The organism is Halosolutus amylolyticus (assembly GCF_023566055.1).
Taxonomy (GTDB): domain Archaea; phylum Halobacteriota; class Halobacteria; order Halobacteriales; family Natrialbaceae; genus Halosolutus; species Halosolutus amylolyticus.
Genome location: NZ_JALIQP010000007.1, coordinates 89528 through 112486, shown reverse-complemented (window position 1 = coordinate 112486; position 22959 = coordinate 89528). Strand labels below are relative to the sequence as shown.

Annotated in this window: 15 protein-coding genes; 6 read left to right on the top strand and 9 right to left on the bottom strand. The window is 58.7% G+C overall.

All coding sequences use genetic code 11. The annotated features are described in order from the left end of the window. Window positions 1-256 precede the first annotated feature (256 nt). The 9 genes from MUN73_RS20865 to MUN73_RS20825 form a co-directional block, all read right to left on the bottom strand. The gene (locus MUN73_RS20865) at window positions 257-1768 is read right to left on the bottom strand and encodes a primase-associated protein (RefSeq protein ID WP_250142452.1); all 1512 of its coding nucleotides are present in this window, start codon (window positions 1766-1768) and stop codon (window positions 257-259) included. Beyond that, entirely contained in the window at window positions 1765-2649 is an 885-nt protein-coding gene (locus MUN73_RS20860; RefSeq protein ID WP_250142451.1) for a bifunctional DNA primase/polymerase, read from the bottom strand. Before MUN73_RS20860 ends, MUN73_RS20865 begins: the two co-directional genes overlap by 4 nt. Beyond that, complete coding sequence (locus MUN73_RS20855; protein WP_250142450.1) at window positions 2646-6290, bottom strand: ATP-binding protein; 3645 nt, start codon at window positions 6288-6290, stop codon at window positions 2646-2648. Before MUN73_RS20855 ends, MUN73_RS20860 begins: the two co-directional genes overlap by 4 nt. Continuing rightward, the gene (locus MUN73_RS20850; protein WP_250142449.1) at window positions 6283-8421 is read right to left on the bottom strand and encodes a VirB4 family type IV secretion system protein; all 2139 of its coding nucleotides are present in this window, start codon (window positions 8419-8421) and stop codon (window positions 6283-6285) included. Before MUN73_RS20850 ends, MUN73_RS20855 begins: the two co-directional genes overlap by 8 nt. Next, window positions 8418-9518 carry a TraC-like domain-containing protein gene (locus MUN73_RS20845; protein WP_250142448.1) on the bottom strand — a complete coding sequence of 367 codons (1101 nt, stop codon included), beginning with the start codon at window positions 9516-9518 and terminating at the stop codon, window positions 8418-8420. The genes MUN73_RS20850 and MUN73_RS20845 overlap by 4 nt, the downstream gene beginning before the upstream one ends. Continuing rightward, window positions 9519-10658 carry a TrbL/VirB6 family protein gene (locus MUN73_RS20840; protein ID WP_250142447.1) on the bottom strand — a complete coding sequence of 380 codons (1140 nt, stop codon included), beginning with the start codon at window positions 10656-10658 and terminating at the stop codon, window positions 9519-9521. It abuts the gene before it with no gap. Further along, entirely contained in the window at window positions 10658-11494 is an 837-nt protein-coding gene (locus MUN73_RS20835) for a hypothetical protein (protein WP_250142446.1), read from the bottom strand. The genes MUN73_RS20840 and MUN73_RS20835 overlap by 1 nt, the downstream gene beginning before the upstream one ends. Next, window positions 11491-13167: a DUF8186 domain-containing protein gene (locus MUN73_RS20830; RefSeq protein WP_250142445.1), complete on the bottom strand. Its 1677-nt coding sequence runs from the start codon at window positions 13165-13167 to the stop codon at window positions 11491-11493. The genes MUN73_RS20835 and MUN73_RS20830 overlap by 4 nt, the downstream gene beginning before the upstream one ends. A gap of 62 nt (window positions 13168-13229) precedes the next feature. After that, window positions 13230-13640, bottom strand: a complete 411-nt coding sequence (locus MUN73_RS20825; protein WP_465260997.1) for a DUF7985 family protein — start codon at window positions 13638-13640, stop codon at window positions 13230-13232. A gap of 334 nt (window positions 13641-13974) precedes the next feature. Between MUN73_RS20825 and MUN73_RS20820 the strand changes: the two genes are divergently transcribed. From MUN73_RS20820 to MUN73_RS20795, 6 genes are all read left to right on the top strand, one after another. Beyond that, window positions 13975-14352 (top strand): hypothetical protein, encoded by a 378-nt coding sequence (locus tag MUN73_RS20820; RefSeq protein WP_250142443.1) that lies wholly within the window; start codon window positions 13975-13977, stop codon window positions 14350-14352. A gap of 773 nt (window positions 14353-15125) precedes the next feature. Then, window positions 15126-16244: a hypothetical protein gene (locus MUN73_RS20815; protein ID WP_250142442.1), complete on the top strand. Its 1119-nt coding sequence runs from the start codon at window positions 15126-15128 to the stop codon at window positions 16242-16244. Between the two features lie 77 nt (window positions 16245-16321). Next, the gene (locus MUN73_RS20810; RefSeq protein WP_250142441.1) at window positions 16322-17380 is read left to right on the top strand and encodes a hypothetical protein; all 1059 of its coding nucleotides are present in this window, start codon (window positions 16322-16324) and stop codon (window positions 17378-17380) included. A 1-nt stretch (window position 17381) separates the two neighbouring features. Continuing rightward, window positions 17382-18095, top strand: coding sequence for a hypothetical protein (locus MUN73_RS20805; protein ID WP_250142440.1), 714 nt, complete (start codon window positions 17382-17384; stop codon window positions 18093-18095). Further along, window positions 18088-19821 carry an ATP-binding protein gene (locus MUN73_RS20800; RefSeq protein WP_250142439.1) on the top strand — a complete coding sequence of 578 codons (1734 nt, stop codon included), beginning with the start codon at window positions 18088-18090 and terminating at the stop codon, window positions 19819-19821. Before MUN73_RS20805 ends, MUN73_RS20800 begins: the two co-directional genes overlap by 8 nt. Continuing rightward, a complete protein-coding gene (locus tag MUN73_RS20795) occupies window positions 19814-22828 on the top strand; it encodes a hypothetical protein (RefSeq protein WP_250142438.1) in 3015 nt (1004 codons plus the stop codon). The genes MUN73_RS20800 and MUN73_RS20795 overlap by 8 nt, the downstream gene beginning before the upstream one ends. Window positions 22829-22959 lie beyond the last annotated feature (131 nt).

The window sequence follows — 22959 nt, the reverse complement described above, 5'->3', positions numbered from 1 at the left end:
CCGTGGGCATAAGAAGTCTTGCCGTGATGAAACGGTTACAGATGGTTATCAAAATGTTCTCAGTGCACAGAGCCCACCGAAAAGCGTGTTCTTCACCTACACAGATCGATACCTGCACCACCTGTACGTAACACTGAGGCCAGGAACATCGCCTGACCAACTCGCGCACCCTATTCAGCACGGTCTCAACGAACTATTTGCAATTGAGAATTCTAACAGCGCCGCTTTGCTCACATTCAATTGGTTCCCAGCAGAGCTAGAACTCTTCTCCGGTAGATTCGGCCTCATCCAGTTGGTCGTACATCTCGTCTGGGAAGGGGAGACTTCCCCAGATGGAGTATGGACACTGGTCCTGTCCGATGCAGTACCGCTGCATATCGTCGTTGTCGCAGTTCATCGGAAGCGGGGTGTCGCCATCGATCGTATTCGAGAATTCGTAGCGAATCTGGTAGTCGGTAACCTGTTCATCGTACCATGACCACCGCGAGAAGACGCCCTTAAGGTCCCCGACAATCGTATCGAGGTCACTATCCTGGTACTGTGGCAGCCACATCACCATCCGGGCGAAGCTGTACAGGTCCTTTCGGACTGGCTTCTTTTCGTAGAGGCGTTCGGCCATGTTCGCCATACAGGGGAGCTCGAACAGATCTTCGATCGACTCGACGTCAAGAGGCTGGACGCCACGCGAAGACTCCTGAATCCGATAGTGGTTCGTATTTCCGTGCTGTCGGATAGTGAGATTCCGATGGTCGCGCTGGGATGCAAGGAGATTCCCAAGACTCCGAGGACTCGAGATACGATTACATACGTCCCGCTTCCAGTCCGCTTCTGGGTCGTACGCCTCCACTGCTTCAAACAGCTCCTTCGCTGAGTGGAACGCTCCCAGCGTGGTGACTTCGTCTGGAGCGTCTCGAATCGCGTCCCGAAGTACACGGATGGTCCGTTCGCCGGGGTTCCAGTCTCGCCAGATTCGTTCGTGGTGTCCCGTCTCGATGAAGCGGTCGATGCGCTCTGTGATGGCCGATTCATTCGTGGTCAGCCACGTCAGCTGGTCTTCGGAGAGGTTCTCCTCTTGGACTCGCAGGAGCTTCTTGAACGCACGTCTGGCGTACTGGCGATACTTCGTGTCGAAATCACCGACCGGTACGTAGAGGCAGTTGTCCTTGATGCGAGTGAGCAGTTCTCCGGTCTCTCCTGGCTCGGTGTCGGCGTGAACGAGACAGTCCCTCGACGCCGCAGCCATCGGGATTTCGAGATACAACCCCTCACCAAACTCGGGTACCTCCTTGATTCCTGTACAAACGCGACCCGGGTGCGGACCATCCTCTCCGGGGCCTTTCGCGTACAACACCTCTGCAATATCCTGTTGAAGACTCCCGTCACCGAATTCTCGCAGGAGAGAGGCGAGGTTGTTGACGTATAGCTCGCGAATATCGTAGAGGACCTGCACCTTTCGCGGTGGGGCGTGCTCGAACTTCGGGTGTGCCTTGACGCAGATCGCACTCAACGTCGCGAGGACGGCGAGTGTTCCCGGTTCGTCGACGAACGGTTCCTCCGCTGCGTTTGTCCTGATGTCTTCTTTGAACGCCGCTGTCCCGAACCGCTCGAGGTTGTTCAGCAAATCTTCGGGTTGGTCTTCGCCGTCGACGATATATCGATTGTAGCCCCGCGTGAACAGCTGGTTGATGCGGGTCGTGCCGTATTCGAGCGGGAGCGTCGCAACGCGATAGGCGGCACGCTCGTCCTCGACAGGCGTCGACTGACTCATGACTGGAGCACCTCCGGTGTCGCAGATTGAACGTCGAAGTTCGGGCTCTCTATCGGCGTGACGATACTGCAGACGTCAGCATGCAACGAATAGGGTAGTCGGGCGACTCGACGACGGTCGGCTGTAACCACTGGGTCGATGGGGATCTCATAGGTGTCTTGCAGAAGGTCGTTCAGCACTTCTCGACTCTTGGCGTCGTACCGATGGGCAGGGTCCGAATCGAAGAGGTAGACGTGAACGCCCTGACCGCTGTACACTACCATCGTCTCCTCGGCGTTGAAGTCGTCCTCGAAGATATCCCGCAGCTCGAAGCCATACTCGATGGCCCGTTCGATATCCTCAAAGGCATACGGATACCCCTCGGGAGCAGCGTCGAGGATTCCTGCGGCGTTGAGGAACGCATCGTCATCCCGGTCGTCGACGTCCTCCGAGACCGTATCCGCTGCTCGGTTCCTGGCGATATCTTTCGCATCGATGTCGACGAGGAGGACCCAGGGTCGCTCCCAGTGATCCAGCGCGTAATAGACTGCATCAGGACACGGGTCTGGTTTGTCAAGCAGGTCTGGATCTGCGAGCGCGAAGTTACTCCGACCGAGTGGATCATTCCGTGCTGGATGCCGGATGAATTCGAGGACGTCGTCGAACTCCTGAAACGCTGCCGTGGTCCGCTCACCGGAGGTGTTCGTCTGCCACGTATCTCGCCGAATGAAGTCCTTGTCGGGGACTCCATCTTTCCGTACCGGGTGGGGTTCCCGAAATGCGAGTGCGTACTGTTTCGGCCCCTTCGCTGTGATGAACGACGGGAGTTCGTCACGGTATGAGGGGAACTCCTCGGCGTAGTACCTGTAGATCTCCTCGCGAGTTGCGTGACGCCACGTCATGTGTTCCACTCCTGGTCGAGTTTGTTGAAGCTCCGAATCGTCGTCAGCCCAGCTGCGTCGAACGATTCAACAGCCTCTCGAATATCCGAGAACGACCGGGCTGCACGCCCGCTCACACTGCTCTCAATTCGATCAGCCTCTGAGAGACATTCCAGCACCTCGATGGCTGTCTCGCGTCTGTTGAACGCCCAAACAGCGTTCGCATCCACTGCACTCTGCTTGTCGTAGTCGTCGACCGGCGCGTGTTTGTTGTTACTCGCGAGTTCAGCTTCACCGACCCACACGAGTTCCCCATCGGCATCGAAGCCAGCGACGTCGAACACCGTCTCCTCATCGTACTCATAGTAGGATTCGACCTGTGCGACGTCTTCGTGGGAGTCTAACCACAGTTCGAGCAGCTTTACACCGACCTTGTGCGGCGTCTTCTCCCCGACATCTCCCTGACCAGGGCCGACCTTGAGCTTCTGGCCGAGCAGTTCTCGCCCTGCCGGGAGGACGGTGTAGTACTTCCGACCGCACGCTCGTCCTTCCTCCAGCAGGTCTTGATCGACGAGCCGTTGCACGTCCAGGTCGTCAAAGTCGTTCTTGAACGCACTCATTGAATCCAAGAGTCCATGATCCGGTGCGTCACCATTCATCACGTCGAGGATGCGGGTCAGAAATCGGATGTCGTCGTGAGTAAGCCCGCGCCGTCGAAGCTCGTCATCCGGGACGGTTACACCACCAGCCTGTACTGGTGACGATCTGTTCTCGTCGGCAGCGGTCCCCTCCTCTTCACCGATTAGCTCTTCTGGCTCAGTTGACCCAGGATCTCCAAAGAGCGGGTTGGTGGTATTCCTGTCTTCCCCTTCGTTTCCTTCGTTTCCTTCGTTCTCTTCGTCGGCTGCTGAACCACTGGTTGCCTGTCCGATGAACGACGACTGCGTCGAGTCCACAGGGCTAGCCGATTCTGCGGATGTCGACCGTGCATCGTTTGATCTACTTCCCCATCCTTCATTGTCGGCTGCCTCCGATTCGCTTGGCCCCTCAGCAAGCCCGTGCTTGGTCTGTGTTCGCTCCGACAGCCGAGGGAGGGCCACGGCCTCGAAGTGGTCCTCCTGTTCGACAGAGAGCGGCTCGTCACTCTCTGGATGACCGGCTGCTATCGGGAGCGGCTTCACCGAGAACGGGGCTGGACCCGTCTCCCCGAATGACGGGCTCGGAAGTTGCGCGATCCACTCCCCACTGGGGAGCGTGTTGATCCGATTTCGGAGATCAGTCGGGCTCAGGTCTTCGTGGGCCAGCGACTCGGCGAGGTCGCGTTCGATGGATATGTTCCCGATAAGCTTCGTTTTGATGTTGTTGAGGACCTCGTCGTAGGCACGCTCGCTTCGATTCCTGACCTGTCCGGGGAACTGCATCACCAGTCCCATGCTCAGGCCGAACGACCGACCTTGGGGAAGCAACTGCTCGGAAACGAGTTTCGTCGAGGCGACGGGGGCTGCCTCCTCGATGATGAGGTTGGTGAGATTCTCGTAGTCTGTCTTCCCATCACGTCGACGAACCCGCACTGCGTCCCAGAGGTTACTCAACAGGAGGAGTGTAATTGCTCGCTGAGCCTCCGGGCGGAGATCACCCAAGTCGAACAAGATCGTGGCATCTTCGTCGAGGAACTCACAGAAGTCGAATCGGTTGTCGACGTAGTCGCCGTTATCCCCCTGTTCCGGAACGTGACTGAAGATACGTCGCAGGTGCGCGTCCTCTCTAAGTTTGTCGAGGCGGTTCCCAACGGCGTCCATCGACACCTGGAATTGTCGGTCATCTTTCTCAAAGTGGCGCGTAAGCGACTCCTCGACATTTTGGTTCTCGGCAGCGACAGGAGGGACTGTCCGCTCGCGTTGCATCTGGAGTGCAGCCGCAAAGAGATCATCGAGGCCGAAGGCGTCACTACCGTATTCCTCGTCGAAGAGCGCCTTGATGAGGTAGCTGAGAATCTCGTTGGCGACGAACGCCTGTTCATACTGTTTGCGACCCATGACCATCCGCATAATGTCGTGGAAGTGATCGACCTTGTCCTGGATCGCATCCTCGCGCCTCCACCCCGCTTCAAGTGTCGAACGGATATCGAAGAAAGAGAAAGCAGGGAGGGTTTCGGGAACGCAGAACTGATAGGTGTTGTCCACTCCGTTGAATCGGTTATAGTGACAGCGAAGGTAGTTCGCACACATCCCATCGCCTTTCGGATCAACGATAATAACCGGCCCACCCGTCCTCTCCCTGAGAGACAGCGCATCATTGATGATTGCTTTCGACTTTCCGCCCCCAGTTGATGCAAACCTGCCGTAGTGTCTCGTTAAGAGATTTGGCGGAATCCGTACCGGATCTGGTTGGATCGTACTATTTTCATCAAGTGCATATCCGATCGCCATCCCCTCACGGAACTGTGCCATCAAATCGGGATTCGGTCGTGGCAGGGGATTGCGACTGCGCTGCTCTGATCGTGCCCCTCGAGAGCCCTCGACAGTCAAATCATCGGCGCTCGGGACAACAACCACGTTTGCGAGTTCGTCCGCATTGAACACGAAATCTGGCCGCTTTTTCCCGCTACCAGCGATCATCTCTCCGTTGAGAACGCGCTCGAGATGGCGTTGAGCTCGTTTGGCTTTCTGCCGATCGAGGTATCCTTTCTCTCGGATACGCAGTCCGTAGAGTTCGTAAAACGGACCGTCGAGTGGATGGAGTGCTGCCTTCAGCTGCTCGAGTTCTGCGCGGATCTCAACATCGCCGCCAGGAGCCATTGCAACGGCTCGAGCATTGACGGTGAACGTTCGACGTGGGTGTTTGCCGTCGATTCTCTGAATACGGTTTTTTGTCTCCTGAGACAGCTCTCGATCTGCAGGATCTGCATCGACAGGCTCGAGCCATGAGCCGATGAGGTCCTCGGCCCAAGTATCGCGTCCCTCTTTGAGGTCCATTTTTCGGATTTCAGCATCATCCCGCCAATCAGGTTTGCGCTGCCAGAGAATCTGATAGACAGTCGGTGCGGTCATCTCATGGAGGACCTCAACAACGGCCGAAAGCGGAGGTTGCTCTGATTCATATTCTTCATCGGGTTCGTCGACGACAAACGGCGCGATGGTCGTCATCCAGTCTTCTTTGCGGCCAGTTTTACCGAGCCACTCGACCCCCAGTGGTGAGGGCTTCGGGGTTTCGTCTTCTATTTCACCTTCATCGAAACCTTCCAAATCACTCTCTCCCGTATCAGTTCGAGGATTCTCTCGGTTCAACGCTCCCTGTTCCTCAGACTCGAGATCTTCCCCCGCCAAGTCGGGTTCAGGTGTGAGAACCGCCTCGAGATCGAGTTCCGTTCGCATAACCGTGAACGTGGTCGGGTAAATCGACCGGAGGCGCTTTTCAAGCGTGTTGAGGTGTTCTTCCTGGTTGACCCCGTAGTAGAACTCTACTGGTGCATCAGGACCTGCAGAGACGGCGAGGAATTCGAACGTTGGTGGAGCTGTGTCCACTCTGGGCCTCACCCGGTTCCAGAAACTCTCTGCCGCTGGGTTCGACAGTTTATGAAGACTCTCAAGAGCGGCTGGAATATCCGACCGACGGAGTGGTCCCGACGTCGGAGTCACTTTCAGATACTCGTTGTTACTCATGTTTCGATTCACCTCCGTGCTTACCGCCATCAGTCTGTGGTGGAGTTGAGACCTGGCGTGAGGTTGTTGGATTAGTATTCATAGATCGCTCTGTAGATGTGTCTGCTGAACGGCCTGGCAACTCAGTCTGTGACTGGGCTTTCGGATCGAAGTCGATCACTGCCGTCTCGTCTTCCATTGCTCGGACTTCGATTCCCCGCCACTCACCGTCGACGCCGACGAGCGCCTCCGAATAGCCCGTCCGGTCGTTGCCGGGAACGGCTTCCTGGACGAAGCGCATCTGTGCCGAGTTGAGGCCGAACTCGTTGGCCCACTCACGATCCATGCCGTCGAGGTGGTGGAACTGCTTGATCGCACACTGGTCGATGATCGCCTCGGACTCTGGATGCTGGAAGAACTCGTCGACGGTCTGGGTCACAAGTCGGATCGAGAGGTTGTGATGTCGGTGGTGACGGAAGACGATCTCGAGGTATTCGAGACTCGCCGCATCCTGCATGATGTACCGAGCCTCGTCGATGACGAAGACGACCTCTTTGTCCGTCTCCTTCGCTCGCTCATAAACCAACGAGATCAACAACTGCATGACGAGACTCGTGCTCCCACCGAGACTGCCCTCCTGCTGGGCGAGATCGAGATAGATCACCTTCTCGTCGCGGATGTCGAATTCGGTCTCTCGGCCCAAATTCTCGTACCGGCCGTCTTCCGCGAACGGGCGAAGCTGATCGATGAGCCACGTTGCGTCTTCGCCGATCTTCGTCGCTTCCTCATCCGTCCGCACGACGTACTCTTCCGGGGTCTCGACCATCTCCTCGAGGATGTCGAGGACGTCCCGCATCGTCGGGCTCTCGTTGTGATGAGTCGCGATATCGTCGGTAATTCCGTTGCGTGAATAGGCACGCTCGATCGCGGTCTCCAACGTCGTCCGGCGGTCGCCGAGTGTGATTCCCCGAAGCGCAAAATAGTTCGAGAGGAAGCTCATCACGCTATCGAGCTTTTCGCGATACGGGCTGGCGTCCTTGCCCATTGCCCGTTGCACACGTTCGGGAGTGGGCTTGATCTCGAGGGGATTCAAACCCATCTCCCCGCCGATTGTGATTCGCTCACCACCGAGGGCTTCGGCGACACCGGCCCAGTTGTTCAGCGGCTCGAGGATGATCCCGATACGGTCCTCGCTTTGCTCAATCGAACGGATGAAGTTCTGCTTCGATCCGAACGATTTGCCAGAACCAGGGTCACCGATCGTGAACATCGCATAGCCGTTCTCTCGAGCGAACGGGTCGATGACGACCGGACTCTGGTTCTTCCAGTGAACGCCGAACTCGACGCCGCCGTCCTCGAGAATTGTGGCGTTATGTGGCGACGCGAGCAACGCACCGACCGCACCACCGAGTGCTGTGGCCTCCCGGCCGAACGGGTTGGGGCCGATTGGCGCTGCAGCCTGGATGGCGAGGTCTTGCTTACAGATAGCCGTCTTCGGCGAGAGTCCAGCGGGTTGTTCACGAAGCCGGCTCCGAACTGTCCGGACGGCGTCACGAAGCTCGTCACGTGACTCCGATCGAACCGTAATGAACATGCCTTGCTCGAACACCCGGCTCCCGTTCTCAACGCTCTTGTACGTCGACAGCGCCTCGTTGGCTCGCTCCTGAAGATAGCTCCCACGGACAGTACGCTCGAGGTCAGCATCGGCCTGGAGGTCGTCGGCCACTCGCTGGAGTTCGTCTCGAGCCTGCTGCTGACTCTTCGGGGTGATATGGACCGTCAGATCGAACTCGACGTCCGTGAGCTCGAAGAGTTCGGTCAGATAGCCGTCTTTCGGGTAATCCGGGTAATCGGCGATGTAGAGTGTGGACGTCCACTGATCACCGACGCGAGCGGTCCGCGTATCCCACTCGATCGCCGCCGGTGCGACGACGTGTTGATGATGTTCGGCGATGTCGTCGAGGACCTGACCCTCTTCGAGGCCGTCTTCGACGGTCGCCTCCTCGAGGAGATCCGCGAGTTCGACTTCTTCGACGTCTTCAGCTCGCCAGCGGTCCCATCCCCACTTCACGAGAAGCGTGAGCAATGCCGTTGCACCGATGTAGAGGGCAATCCCAGCCTGCGTCCCTGGATCGGGGAGTGCGTCGATCACTGATCGACCCTCCGTTGATGATCAATGGTCGGATGATCACGAATTGCATCCGCTCCGTCGTCGTATTCGTGTTCCTCGCCGTTCCAGAAGTCCAGTGAAAGGACGAATAGTTCGACCGTCGTAAGCCGATGAGCGGACCATCCTGATGCCTTCTGGATGAATTCCGTCTGGAGACCGTGGCAGCGGTTCTCGAGTTTCTCGAACATGGCCGCCCGGATCTCCGCGTCGGTCATGTCGTTGCGACGAGTCACGAACGGGTTGAACAGGAAGCCGACCACCGGAAACGAGGTGAGTTTTTCAGCGGGCGACTGTTCGTCCTGATACCGATCGTAGACCTCGAAGGGGTCGACTTCGACGCCGATGAAATACCGTACCTGTTGGGTCCCCTCGAGGTCTCGCGGACGTTGCTCGCGATACTCCTCGAGTAACTCTTTGAAGATCGGGTTCTGCTTGACGTCGCTGTCAGTGAGCCGCCCATCGATTCGCTCGATCAGCTTCTCGACTGGGAACGACCGAGTCGTAGCGTGGAATTTGAGCGTGAAGTCGAGTTCCTTGTTCGCGAACTCCTCGCCGAGTTGCTGAATCTGAGCCCAGTCACCGGACATCGCGAAGTCCATGTTCCCGGGATCGATCTCGAGGTAGGCCTCCATCGCGCCATCGGAGCGCTCGATTGCACCGGCACCAGGCCACGCTCGCCTGATGTTCGTGAGATCCTGTGTTCGTTCGTCCGGCTTGAACGGCGTATAGCTCACGAGTCCGCCTTCGGTACTCGCTTCGGTGGACTCAGCCGTGGCCTCCGTGCTGTAGGTGAACCGAGGCCGCTTGCAGTAGTGGCGGTAGACGTCTCCCAGCCACGTTGACGCCGGGAGATGGTTGGGTGACGCGTAGACGATCGACCCACCAAGGACGACACCGAGTAGGACGAACGGTAAGATCGCACCATCGAGTCCCGTGAGCCCACCAAAGAGGAGGCCACCGATCGGGAAGCCAAGGAGCACATAGACGTCTCCCTCCTCGATGTTCAGAATCGGTATGCGACTCTCTTCACCCAGCTCATCCATGATTCGACGGCCAGCTGCATCGTGATCTCGTGTCATTCAGTAATACCCCGGATCGTTCTCGGTGCGACGGTACGCCGGGACGCCTTCCTGGCCGTACGCATCTGTCGCAACGTTATCGTGGTCGGTTCGTCCTCCGCTGCCGCTCGAGTTTCCAGACTGTTGGGATGAGCCACCGCCTTGGCGCATCTTCGACGCAGCCGTATAGCCAGCAGCCGCTTTCGGTCCCCACGCCGCAGTCGTGGCTGCTGCAGCAGGGCCTGCAACAACACCGGCCCCAACGACTGCGCCAGCTGTTACTGCGCCCTTGGTCGTCGCTCCGATGATCTTCGTCGTCATCGGGCTGGCATACTTGAACAGCTTCCAGACGATGAGAATCGAAAGGAGTGGCAGCGTAACCGCGATGAGGTAGCTCAGGAACGAACTATCCGGAACAAGCGCCGAGTCCGTCCCCTCACTGAACAGGAGTTCATACCCTTTGAACAGCAGCGCCACTGGAATCGGCATAATCGCAAGCGGTACGAACTTCATACAGACCGTGCGGGCGATGTGAGAGACGACAGGAAGGTTTCCATAGGCCAGTGCGATACCGATCGGAATCGCATAGATCAAGATGTACAACAGGATCTCGCGAAGGAAGAACAGCGCCTGTAAGATCCACATGGCGACAGCGCCAACTCCAGTGAGGAAGAGAGCTAGTGCTGGGTTCGAAATGGTCAAATAAAGCAAGTCGATCATTGTATCGGTTACCGTCGAGACGTCTGGGAGAAGGGCAATGGTGAAGCCGTCGACGAGATAGAGCGCTAACACAGCGACCCAGTACCACGTTACGATCAGGAACGCACCTGTCCAGGCACTGCGCTTTGCCTTTCGTGTCTCGTACGCACTGCCGATATTGAAGATTCGAATCGTATGCCTTCCCTGGACACACATCACGAGCAACAACAGGGAAACGAGCATGATCTCCCCAGCAACGAGATTGCCATGAATCTCTTCCCACGGTGTGTTCGACGGTTGACCAAACACGAAGGCGCCATCCGTCTCCGGTGTTGGCGTGCCGAAAACCTGTGCCGTGACGGCCTCATAGCCATCTGTCAATCCCTCCTGGAACCATTCGATGAGCTTGTCAACTGCGTCTTCGAACCACTTGATCCCGATATCCGAGAGTGACCACGACATTACGAGTCCCTCTCAATGTCGATCTCACAATCATCGGGAGCGGTACCGAGATAGTGGATAACGTAGTCAAGAGTGAGATCTATGGAATGGCTTGTAGAGAGGCGGATAGTGAACTGACCGCCCTGTCCAACCGAATCGCATTTCGATCGTGTACCCGCTGGCGAAAAGGGTCGCGTGTTGCTGTAGATCAGGACTGTCTCTCCTGCAGGGAGAGCTATTGACTCTGCATCCGCTCCAAAGTCATTCTCTGGATCGTAGATACCACTCTCTCCAGCCTCATCGTAGCTCTCGTGTGTCGGGAACGGGACATCGCCTTCGAACCGAAGCGCGGTAGCTGCGGTTGGTCCAGTTCCTCGATTCGTCACAGAAAGTATCGCCTCTGCTTCCGTACTGGAGTCTCTCGCACCCTCGTACATCTCCTCAGGGTAATTCCTGGCCAACCGGAGTTCTGTTAACTCGAGATCCGGTTCGAGCGTAACTGACGTCGTCTCAACGGTCTCCTCGTCTGCAAGCCCAAGGAGTTCGTATTCGCCAACTGGATAGTCGGTCCCAATCTCGATCGCAGTTTTGGACACCCCCGATTCAATCGTTTGTTGGGCAAACAGCTCGCCAGAGGGATCGATGAGGTTCAGCTGGTCAACTGCATCCCGTTCGAGTTCAACCACGAGCTCAAGCCCTTCGACCGTGACGCTCTGGATAATCTCTCCACCGGGGTCTGTTGATGGGTCGTCATCAGAATCACTCAACGCAGAACAACCAGCAAGTCCAGTAGTGATCCCGACGAGTATGCTTCCGAGAACGGTGCGTCTATCGAGTGGTGTTTGTTGAATTGTCATAACGTATCTCTCATTTTCAAGAACGAGCCGATCCGCTTCGCTGCGTATAGTGCGACAGCAAAGGGAATGGCATACCGGATAAGATCGACTAACAATGTGAACCAGCCTGTCGGGGTGGCCAACGGATGCCACGTTTCTGTGGCTGTATCGCCGATATAGGCTGGGTTGTGCGAGCGCCACGAACCGGGATGGTACTCTGCGGTGTAGATGCCCGGCTGGTGAACAGTTATCTCTGCGATGCCAGCTGCGTTCGTCCGCACCACCTGATCGCCGATCGTAATGTAGCCCTCACGCGAAGCAGCGCCAATCAGTGAGAATCGTGGATCGTCGAACGGACTCTCGAGCATGATCGGCGCTCCCGTCTCAGCATCGCGAAGCTCAATCTGCAACGTCACTGCACTCGCGTTTGATTCGATGATTTCGACAGAGAGGTCACTCTCGCGTATCTCCCGTTCCAACCCTCCATCGGGTTCAATGATTTCTGCTGAGACACCGCGAACAATCCCGTCGACCCTGATAGCATCTCGATCGATACCATCGTACCGGAGAGCAAGACCGGAAGAACGAGTATAGGACTCGGAGACGACGTCGATGTCGACGTTCTCGTGAATCGAGGGTTCTGGAGACGAACTCTCTGTCCCCCAGACCTCGAGAATCTTGGGACCGTCACGGATGGGTTCTGAACGCGGGCCTAGCTCGGATGGATACGCGTGGACGTATACGGGGAGGGCGTCGGATGGTATCGACTCTTGACCGTCCCGACTCGAGTGTATCAGATCGTCCCAGTTGGTATCTCGAGCCGTGTAGTATCGCCACACACCACGGACGTTCGCCTCACCATCATCCGAAAGCGTGTATCCATGCCACGGTTGGGTCTGATAGATTGCGACACCGCTGTCGCCGTTTGGATACGATGCGTGGTAGATCGACGCCCGTAGATCGTAAACCTCTACATCGAGGTCCTGAGAGACGGTCACCTGGTCGGTGATGACCTCCGTCTCATTGCCACGATCGCGTTCGACTCGAGCGCTGATATCCGCCTCGAGTGTGAGTGTTGCCGGGCCACCACGATCGAATGCATATTCGAATGTCGGAATCTGTGTTCCTCCTGTGGTCTCGACAACGTCGTCATCGTGTAAGAGGCGGACTTCGTCGATTCTGTGGTCTTGGATTGACGAGTTGCTGTCGAGACGAACACGATAATCGACGAATCCACTGAGTTCGCCTTCCGGTGCGATGTAGTGAACGGTCCTATTTTCGTCTATGTGTGTTCTCGTCGACGGCTGGATCGAGAACGTCGTCGCGTGTGCATCGGCGATAAGGACAGAATCTGTTAGCTCTGCATGGGTAGGATAGATCGAAGTCTCTGCATTTCCACCCTCAAGTGACTCGTAATCGTATGCAGTCCAGCGTTCAGCGGTATCTGGGGGCTCTTTGAATGTGATATCCGTGCAATTGCCGAGTTCCTGCATGGCCGTTCGCTGCTCATCGTATCGTTCCTCGTACTCGGCATCACTGAGACACTCATTCGGAGCTTTCGACCAGAGTGTCGCCGTCTCGTTGACGTCTAACTCACTGTCGTCAGTGCCCGGTCGTGGTGGAGAGTCGGCACTCACGGCAGTCACCCCTGCAAACGCGAGCGTGACGGCAACGAAAGCGAGCACCGCAACCATGTGAGGGCGAGTATGATGCACGAGCGGTGTGAATCAAAGACGATCCAGAGTGCGGTGTTGAGTTACCACGGAACGAGATCGACACACTCAGCGAGTGGAAGCCCCATTGCCGATCCAGTAACCGTGTACAGCGGTCCGAGGATCACGAGGATAACCGCAGACTTCATCGCCGTCCGCTTGTGCTGCTTTAGGCTTTTTTTCTGCTCAATGTTCATGGTGAACATCTCAACGAGTGAATCAGCCTGCCAAACCACAACCAGTCCCATAATCCCGAGTGCAGTCGTAATCTGGAAGAATCCAGAGATCATGTCTGGCAAGCCTTCAGCGTCACAAACGATGCTATCTTGAGCCAGCACGGGGTCTACAGCGACGAGCGAAAGAATAAAGAACGAAACGAGTCCGCTACGTATCACTCGCTGTTGACGGACAATGGAATTACATTGTTCACCAGTAGGACGACCTCTTGTCGTCATTGAGAGAGCTGACCTCTACTAGATCTGTCTCGAGTCATCTCGCTGTGCAAATTTGCGGAGAAGCTACTGTTCAACGGGAGGTGCCGACTCCAACCTGTTCGAGAGAATTTTCGATTTCGGTTCCTCAAGTTGCTCATTGATTATCGAACAGCGATCTAATGAGATAGAGCATATATCTTCTGTATTGCTTAAATGATTCCAGGAATTGATTGTCTTACCAGACGTAATTCCAGCCAGTCAGGAAAATATAAGATAATAATGAAAGTCATATTTTCCTGTATTTGAGATCTTCGTTACCCCACGGGTTGAAGAATTTAGACCGCACGGGGTAACTATGAATAACGATAAAACAAAGCCACCCGTATCAGAGTTACCGGACTATATTCTCGGTCCACTCAAGAGCCAATCACCAGAACGGCTCGAAGTGATTTCGGAATATGCTGACACCCTCGCAGCCTGGAAACGAGAGAAGCACAATCACGAACACCATCAGAAGCAGGCAAAAGAAGAAGTGGATGCCGACCAGCCCGAGAATCTCGAAGATCGTGAAATCTCAACGGACCCAAGAGACTACGAAGAAGTACCTGTGAGTGGGGCCTACATCACGATCAAGGAAACCAAGCCTGGCTATTACTACTATTATTGGCAGCGGCGTGAAGGGAATTCATGGAAGAACAAATATATTGCACCTGTAAGTCCGAAAGAAGATTGAAGAATAGGGGTATCGTATCGAGAAGAATGCGATTGTCTATATTCGGTGGTTTGGTTCGTCGTTTCTGGTCCAATTATTGAACTGGTAGGTCCATCGCCTTATCTCTTTGAATAGATGTTCGACAGCGTATCAATTGCCGTGTATAGTGTCGAAATCGGAGACCGTTTCGGCGGAGGACAGCTTTCAGCCACGGACCAGAATCGATGAGAAACACCACGTCATCGAAATCGTGTTTCCCGTCGAGTTCAGACAGGAAGATCGGGGTAACACCCTCGTTTCGTGTTGGAAGGAGCCCGACGTAGAGGAATTCGTTCATCACGGGATACCGCGGCGTACAGCCATACCGTCAATCCCCAGGTAGGGTCCCCGCTTTATTGAGCGCGACGTGATCCCGTTGTTTGCCATTCGTCGACTGGAAATCAGCTTTCTGATCCCGGCCATGAACAATCAATCATACTTATATGACCGGAATTCTACAGAACAAGTATAGTAGTTAAAAGTAATACTTGGCGTAGCTGGAGTTGAATATTCACTTGCTTCAGTTCGCGCGGCGTCTGCTCACTTTCTACACAATGATATCGATGTTAGAGCCACCGGGACAGACGAATTGTGACATAAATACTACGGATTTCACCGCTTCACTCCATCAGACTCTAATCTGAACAGCGCCTAATCGCGGTACTTCCTCAAGAACGGTTAAAATAGGGACTCGCGTTCGAGAAACGAAAGTATCGGGCGCAAGGTTTAGTAAGCGAGCGTGTAATTCATCTACAATGACGCTCTTACCGGTCGACACTGATGTCCTGGAAGACGTATGTCGTGACATTGCCCAGGACAATTATGGGTTTATCTACGTCTCTGATCAAAAAAGCGAGATCAAGTCTGCCTACGAGAGCGCCAACATCGGACTCGTCAACGCGCGGTCGCTGTCGTCAAGCGACATGCGAAAAGCGTTGACCGTGATGGCGGCCGACGAGTTCATCGACATCGAGCAACTGCGAGACGGCGTCTTTTACGTCGATCCGTTCGGCGTCAAGGGGAACATGAACATCACCCGCGAGCTGACAAACTTGTTCGGCCAGCGGCTCGTCGTCACGGGGGAGACCTTACGGTCGCGGTTCTCGCTTGCGATTGACGACATCGAGTTCTTCGCCGACGAGCTCGCCGACCGGAACTACGTCCGGCGGATTACAGCGGGAAAACGCGACTACTATACGATCGGTCCCCAGCTCAAGGAACACGCCGACGATGTCGGCCTCGATTCACGCCTCGAGCGGGAAGCCTCGAACGGGAAGATCGCCCATAGTGACCTCGAGAGCGTCATCGACGTCGATGCAACTGCCGACGTGATCCGGTATCTCGACCGGGAGGGGTACATCGTCGACCTCGACGGAGAGTATCTGGTCGAGGAGGCCATCGACGAATACGCCCGGTATCTCGCCGAACAGATCGAGGACGCGGTCGAGGCGGAGTTCGAGGAATCGAGTTACGTGCTTCGAACCGGTGAGTTCGAGAAGGTCGTCGAAAACGAGATTGACAACAGATTCGATGTCCTCTCAAAGGCCCGCAGCATTCGCGGGGACCTCCTTGACGGGACCCGCGACACGTTGATCGACCGACTCGGACTAAAAGCTGAGCAGGAGATGGTCGAGGCCATCGAGCCGTTCGAAGCCGTCGTCGAGGACCACGCTCGGCGAGTTCTTATCGACCTGAAGGCCGAACAGGACCAGCTACCTGGTACGCTTCCGGAGTGGGTCGAACTGGCCGAGGATCACTTCGAAGAACTTCACGTGAGTGATACGACCGACGTCAACAAATACGTCCGTAATGCGGTTCAGGATCGGTACAGAGCCCTCGTCAACGAGGAGGAGTTCGGCGGGATGGCAGCGTGATCGAACTCAGAACGACAACAACGAGGTACGCAATCACCACGACCACGCATCACCGAAATTCTAACTACTAATCCACAATGTCTCGAAAATACGACTTCAAACGGATCGAAAGCGATGGACAGGAGTACGTGATCGCCGACCCGGTCAACCAAACCGACAATCCAGTTCGCCTTGACGCTCGCTGGATCAAGGGTGACCACATCGAAGGCGAATGGGAACGGGCCATTCGCGCGATCATCAAGACCGACCTACTGGGATCGATGGAACTCGAGGAGGGGAACGGCCGAATTGACCGACGGAAAGCGATCGAGACGCTCGCTGCAGCCAGCGACGACGAGGGAGACATCGTCACCAGCCAGCAACAGGCCGAGGCGCTGCTCGAGTTCTTCGCTGACGAGGACATCCTGAACCTGCAGGGGGGGAAGGTCGAGATGCTTCGCAACCCGAGCAACAATCCTGAGGAGATAAACGGGCGGATGATCCTCAATTGGGCGGCCGCGATCGACGCCTGCGTCGAGAAGATCTCCGAGACGATCGATCGGGTCGACGGCGCGAAGGAGAAACTCGAGAATAGGATGGCCGACGTCGAGCACGACTCAGGAAAGATCGATGAATATCTGACGGAGACCGCCCAGGAGCTCAAGAGCCTCGGCGACGGACCAGGCGTGCCACAGGATCCCGCAGAGCTCCCGGCGGAGGAGCGTGATCGGTTCCGGCAGCTCAAGCGGAAACTGGTCTACCACAAGAAGATGAAGGAGGCCGATCGTGAGAACCTCGCGGAGAAAGTCGAGAGCGGGACCGATCGGCTAGCGGACAACATCGAGATGCTCGAGTCGGCCAAGCTGACGCTCGCGAACAAACGCGAGCAGGTCCGAACGCAGGCATTAAAGAAGCAGACGTTCCCGGACGAGGCGATGAACATCGTCGACAACATGGGCGAGCTGACGACCCAGCTCGCCGGCGTCGGCGGTATCGAGGAGACGATCGAGGAGACGCCCGACCACGAGGTCGCCACGCTGGTCGACGACGTCCTCGGCGACATCGAGAGTGTCGGCGAGACTGCCCAGCAGACGGCTGGCGAAACGGTTGACGAGACGGGCCCCGAAACGGAAACCGGTGAACTCGAGATGTCGTAGGATGCGCGCAGACTCACTGCTGCAGGGGATTCGTCGGGTCGACGAACAGGGGAAGCGGCTCCTCGCTGTGCGGACGTTTTCGGACCCGAATCCCGCGTGGCGGGTCGACGTCGCGATGGCTACGCTCGTCGACGTCGCCGAACTACTTCGCGCTGGCGCCCCGTTTCCCCCACGCCTCGTGGAGGAAACCTGCGCTCGGCCGGTCAAGTTCGAATTCCAGCCCGATGGGGGGACACGAAAGACGGGAACGGGGATCGACTCGCAGAAACGGGATGACCTCGTTCGCCGGGTTCTCGAGGTCGGCTACGAACGCGGCCAGGCGACAATCGAGCGACTCGAGCCGGACGTCGCCGATCGCGTCGCGGCCGACGACCGGTTCGAGACTGTTGACTCACGGGTGTTCGTCCCGCTGTCGGCGTCCGCACCGTACGCGCGAAACTGGCGACCGCTCATCCGGACCGCACTCGAGCGCCTCGAGGATGTCCTCGATGACTTCAGACGAATCGTCAGCCGAGTACAGGCATCAGGTGCCGCTGGAGCGCTCACTATCGGCTGTGAGTCGATCGTCGAGATGCTCGAGACCCTCTCGATCGTTGTTCGGCGGGCGGATGCCGATACCCGATACGTCCGCGATCGTACCGACCACCGCCAGGGCGAACTGTTATCGACGATCGAGGACGCGACGACACAGATACGGAGTGACGATAATGCTTAATCTGACCCCAATACTGAAACGAGATCAGCCGACGTCCCGAATCGAGATCGGAGCCAAGAAGGTCGGCCTCGAAACGGACGCCGTCGAGATCCGACACAACGACAGACGGGCGTTCTTCTACGTCGAACCGGTTGACGACTCGATCGTCGACGGGATCGGGAACAAGGTCCGGATGCACCGGAACGTCAAGACGGTGTTCGGGGGGATTGACCGCGGCAAGGACTTCCTCGTGGATCCCGGCGCGTCGAAACATGACGTCGTGGAATGTTCCGCAGCGAAAATCCACACCAGCGAGGTCACGCCGAAGGAACTCGAGCCGTTCCTTCGAGAGAACGATTATCTGTTGCACCCGATGGAGGAGGTCGTCCCGAAAGGCGACGAACGAGCGACGTTCGAGGTCGCCGCGATGGAGCCGACAGGGTACACGACGCTGCGGGTCACACCGGACACGGAAATCGAGTTCATCGGCGCCGGCGAACTCCGGGAACTACGGGCGACGCGGGACGCGGCGAGTCGCGGTGGCCCTGGCCCTGCCGGAGAGGCGGCTGGCGACGAGGTGGGAGTCCAAGTCTCGCTCGAGCCCAAGAAGCCGACCGTCAGCTTCGAGGACGACGTCGCCGGCCTCCCGGAAGTAAAGCGCACAGCGGAGAACTTGCTCGCCCTGTTCGATCCCGACGTTCGCGACGAGGTCGTCGACCGCTACGGCGACGAGTTCGCTTCCCGAGGCAACAGCATGCTGCTGTACGGACCGCCCGGCTGCGGGAAGACCCTCATCTCGGAGGCGATCGCCTACGAGGCGAAGTTCAACTCGAGCATCGAGGACGCCTACGGCGAGGTCAAGTTCCTCGAGATCAAGGGCAGCGACGTCCTCTCGAAGTACTCCGGCGAGTCGGAGAAACGCGTCGAGGCGATTTTCGAGAAGGCGCACGGGATCGCACAGGAGGGGTTCGCGGTCCTGTTTTTCGACGAGGTCGACACCCTGATCCCGGATCGGGGGGACGACTCCCTGCAGCGCCACGAGCGGTCGCTGACCAACGCCTTCCTGCAGGAGATGAACGAAATCGAAGATAACCTGCTCGTCATCGGGGCGACGAACATGCCATTCACGATCGATCCGGCGGCGACCCGCCGGTTCCCGATCCAGCAGTTCATCCCCCAGCCCGACGAGGACGTGATGGCCGAGGTCTGGCGTAAACACCTCTCGGCCATGGACACCGAAGGCATCGACTACGAACGACTCGGGAGGGCCTCGAAAGGGTACACCCCGGCGGAAATCGCCGACCGCGTGCTCGGCAGCGAACTGCAGCGCGAACTCGTTGAGAGCGTTCACCTCCCCGACCGGGAGCCGATAGAGCCGGATACCGACTACTTCTTCGACCGGCTCAACGAGACCGAGCCGAAGACGATCCGGCAGTACGTCGCGAGCGTCCGGACGCAGATTGACGACCTCGAGGGCTACCCCGAACTCAAACGCTACGTCGAGGCCCAGGCCGACCAGCTGGACATGCACATCAGAACGGAGCCATCGTCGCTCGGACAGCTTTTTGGCACCGGAACGGAGCCGCCCGAACAGGCGGCAAACGAACCGACGGCCGGAGCGGCGGAACCGAAGCCGGGGCCGACCGAAGGGAACGAACCAGGGTCGGACATGGCCGAGATAGACATCTCGGATCCGGACTCCGTGGACGAGGGGATCGACTCGAACGGCGGTGAGGACGATGAGTGACGGCTACCGGCAGGTCGGTTCCTTCGAGAGCGATCCCGTCGACGCCGTCGGCGTCGACGACGGAGCGATCGCTGTCGGGATCGGCGACCGTGTCGTCGTCGAGACGGGGAGCGATCGGGTCGAGATCGATCACGGCGACCGCATCGTCGACGTCGCCCTCGCCGATCGCGTGCTCGTCCTCTCGTCGGACGCGTTGACGACCTATTCCCGAACCGGCGAGCGGATCCGAGAGCAGCCGGCCGCAGACAGCCACGCTGTCGCCGCCGTCAGCGACGAGGGACTCGCCGGCGTGCTCGGGCCAGAACGGCTCAGGTCGGTCGATATCGAGACCGGCCGCGAGCGGTTCGACGTCGAGCGCGTCCGTCCCGGCGGACCGGCAGACGACGCCCTCCTAGGCACACCGGCCGGGTTCGCGATTTCGACGTGGTCGTTTCTGACCCGAATCGACCTCGAGGGCGAGGTCGACTTCGATCGCAACCTCGAGGCCGTCGTACGGAGCCTGGGGCGGTGTGACGATGCGATCGTCGCGGCGCTCCAGAACGAGCGCCTCGTCGCCGCCGACCTCGAGAGCGGAACTTCCCGCTGGCGGACGGAGCTCGCAGTCGAACACGTCGCGCCGGTCGGTGAGTCGTCGGTGCTGGTGACGACCGCCGACGGCATCCGCGCGGTCGATCCGTCCGGGGCGACGACGCCGGTCGCCGGACTCTCAAGCGGGGAGGGGTACGCGACGCCCGACAGCTCACTTGTCTGTGCGGTCCGGGACGAGACCGTCTCGACGTACGTCCACAGCCGCGATCAGCTCCGGGTCGCCGTCGCGACCGAGAGCGTCGGCGTCGGCGGTACGATCGACGTCGAGGTGACCAACGTGACCGACCGGGAGCGCCGACTATCGCTGTCAGCGTCGATCGACGAAGCGACACTCTCACCGGCCGATCGGACTGCGGCCGTCGAGGCCGGCGAGACGACGATCGTCGACTTTCCGGTCGAATCGATCCGGGCCGAAGGGAAGACGACGGTCGAACTCACCGTAGACGGATCGGTCCTCGAACAGGCCGTGATCGACCTCGACGACGCAGCGAGCGGCGGGATCGCCGTCGATACCGATATCGAAGTGGCGACGATCGAGCATGGTGTCGCCGAACTCGCGGTCACCGTCGAAAACGTCGGTGGGGTGGGACTCGAAGCCCTTCGGCTACGCGAGACCAACGAGGGAACCGACGCTCTCAAGCCCGGCGAGGAGTGGACTGGAACGGTCTCTCGGCCGTACGAGCCCGATCGGCGGGTCTCAGTCGGACTCGAGGTCGCTCGAGGCGATCGACGCCGGGAGTACGCCCCGACGTGTACGCTGCCACCCGTCCCGACGATCGACGTCGAACCGGACGGCGACGCGGTTCGAGCGACCGTCGAAACCGACGACTCGGTGACCGTCGTCGATCGACTCGTAATCGAACTCCCGGGAGCGGGCCGGGTCCGAACGGAGGTGACGATCGAGCGCGACGAGTTCCTGCTGATCGTCCCGCAGTTCGACGACGGGACCGCACGGATCGGGTTCGAATCCCTCGACGTCGACGAGCGGGTCCGGCTCTCCGGCGGTCCGGGTTCGTTCGGCCGCTCGTCGAGGATCGGGGGATCGGACCGCCGTCGGACCGGTCGAACGGACGGGACGCGATCCGATCATACGACTGCGTCGACAGACAGTGACACAGCCGATTTGTCGGCGCAGAACCGACGCGAGAACCGCGACGATCGCGACGATCGTCACGATGGAACCGCACCGACGGACTCCGCGCCCGACGAAGCGACCGCCGACGCCGCTCCTGCGACACCGTCCCCGTCGGGACCCGACTACGGCGACGACGGATCGGACGATCGGTCGCGAGCCGGGGGCGAACCTTCCGCGACGGCTTCGGCGAGCGACGAGGAGCGAATCGGTGGCGGCTCCGGGGCCGACGCCGACGAAGGGGATGTCGGAGAACCGCAGTTGGTCGCGACCCGGCGGATCGACGAGGATTCGATCCCAGCCGGCCACGCTGTCCGCGACCGGATCGAACTCGAGAACCAGGGCGAGTCAGCAGGCGACGTCACCGTCGAGATCGGCGACTCGACCGTCGACGTCGGTCGTCTCGCGGCCGGCGACCGGACGGCCGTCGAGCGCTCGGTCGCAATCGGCTCCGGCTCGGAAACTGTCCTGTCGCAGGCGTCGGTTGTACTCGACGGAACGGTCTGCGAGCGGTTGCCCAAGCGTGAGCTGGCCGCCAGCGGCGACGGCCTCGCCGTGCGGGCGACCGTCGACGCAACCGACGGGACCGTCGTCGCCGACATCGTAAACCGCAGCGATCGTCTCCGGACCGTTCGCGGCCTCGAGATCGGCGGCCGGTCGGTCCCGATCGAGGCCCGGCTCGAGCACGGCGAGACGACCACCGCTACCGGGGCCCTCGACGAACAGTTCGGAACGGACACGGACGCGCTTGAGGGTGTCCTGGTGGTCGGCGATGGCGACGGCGCGGAGCGGCGTCTCGACATCATCGCGGACGTCTCGTCGGCCACAAAACACGGCCCCAACGATGGCGTGGACGGCGACGGTCCGTTCCAGATCGGGATCGGTCCGGAGACGCAGGTCGCTGGCGAGTACGGAACCGTCGTGCTGGTCTTCGAAAACGAAGGCGACCGACCGCTGACGGACGTCGCGGTGTCGGCCAGCGGCGAACCGATCAACGACCTGTTCTACTCGGAGGCGCGTCGCGAACGCCTCGAGCCAGGCGATCGGATCGAGCACTTCGTCGATATGGAACCAGGCGTGAGGTCGCCGTCGTTCGACGCGACGATTCGGTACGCGGCCGACGGCTCGGAGCGCGAGGTCGCTCTTCGCGCGGCCGGTCCGTCCGCCGAGGACGAAGCTGCCTGGACCGACGACCACCGCGAGCAGTGGTCGATCGATCGCGTCGAGAACGCGAGTGAGGACGCGGACGGTCCGTCGTCGCTGTCGACGCCGTTTCGGCTCGAGTGACGTCGGTCAATTTTCCGTCGAGCAAGTCCGTAACGGTCGGCCACGACAAGACCCGTCTCGATTGTCGAAGAGGATTTCACTATCGAGTGGGCGTTCGACGACGGAAGTCACGAGAATCGGGAAGTTGTACC

Coding starts and splice junctions, on each gene's coding strand:
- MUN73_RS20865 (WP_250142452.1), bottom strand. CDS start 1,768: ATGAGTCAGTCGACGCCTGTCGAGGACGAGCGTGCCGCCTATCGCGTT.
- MUN73_RS20860 (WP_250142451.1), bottom strand. CDS start 2,649: ATGACGTGGCGTCACGCAACTCGCGAGGAGATCTACAGGTACTACGCC.
- MUN73_RS20855 (WP_250142450.1), bottom strand. CDS start 6,290: ATGAGTAACAACGAGTATCTGAAAGTGACTCCGACGTCGGGACCACTC.
- MUN73_RS20845 (WP_250142448.1), bottom strand. CDS start 9,518: ATGACACGAGATCACGATGCAGCTGGCCGTCGAATCATGGATGAGCTG.
- MUN73_RS20840 (WP_250142447.1), bottom strand. CDS start 10,658: ATGTCGTGGTCACTCTCGGATATCGGGATCAAGTGGTTCGAAGACGCA.
- MUN73_RS20835 (WP_250142446.1), bottom strand. CDS start 11,494: ATGACAATTCAACAAACACCACTCGATAGACGCACCGTTCTCGGAAGC.
- MUN73_RS20830 (WP_250142445.1), bottom strand. CDS start 13,167: ATGGTTGCGGTGCTCGCTTTCGTTGCCGTCACGCTCGCGTTTGCAGGG.
- MUN73_RS20825 (WP_465260997.1), bottom strand. CDS start 13,640: ATGACGACAAGAGGTCGTCCTACTGGTGAACAATGTAATTCCATTGTC.
- MUN73_RS20820 (WP_250142443.1), top strand. CDS start 13,975: ATGAATAACGATAAAACAAAGCCACCCGTATCAGAGTTACCGGACTAT.
- MUN73_RS20815 (WP_250142442.1), top strand. CDS start 15,126: ATGACGCTCTTACCGGTCGACACTGATGTCCTGGAAGACGTATGTCGT.
- MUN73_RS20810 (WP_250142441.1), top strand. CDS start 16,322: ATGTCTCGAAAATACGACTTCAAACGGATCGAAAGCGATGGACAGGAG.
- MUN73_RS20805 (WP_250142440.1), top strand. CDS start 17,382: ATGCGCGCAGACTCACTGCTGCAGGGGATTCGTCGGGTCGACGAACAG.
- MUN73_RS20800 (WP_250142439.1), top strand. CDS start 18,088: ATGCTTAATCTGACCCCAATACTGAAACGAGATCAGCCGACGTCCCGA.
- MUN73_RS20795 (WP_250142438.1), top strand. CDS start 19,814: ATGAGTGACGGCTACCGGCAGGTCGGTTCCTTCGAGAGCGATCCCGTC.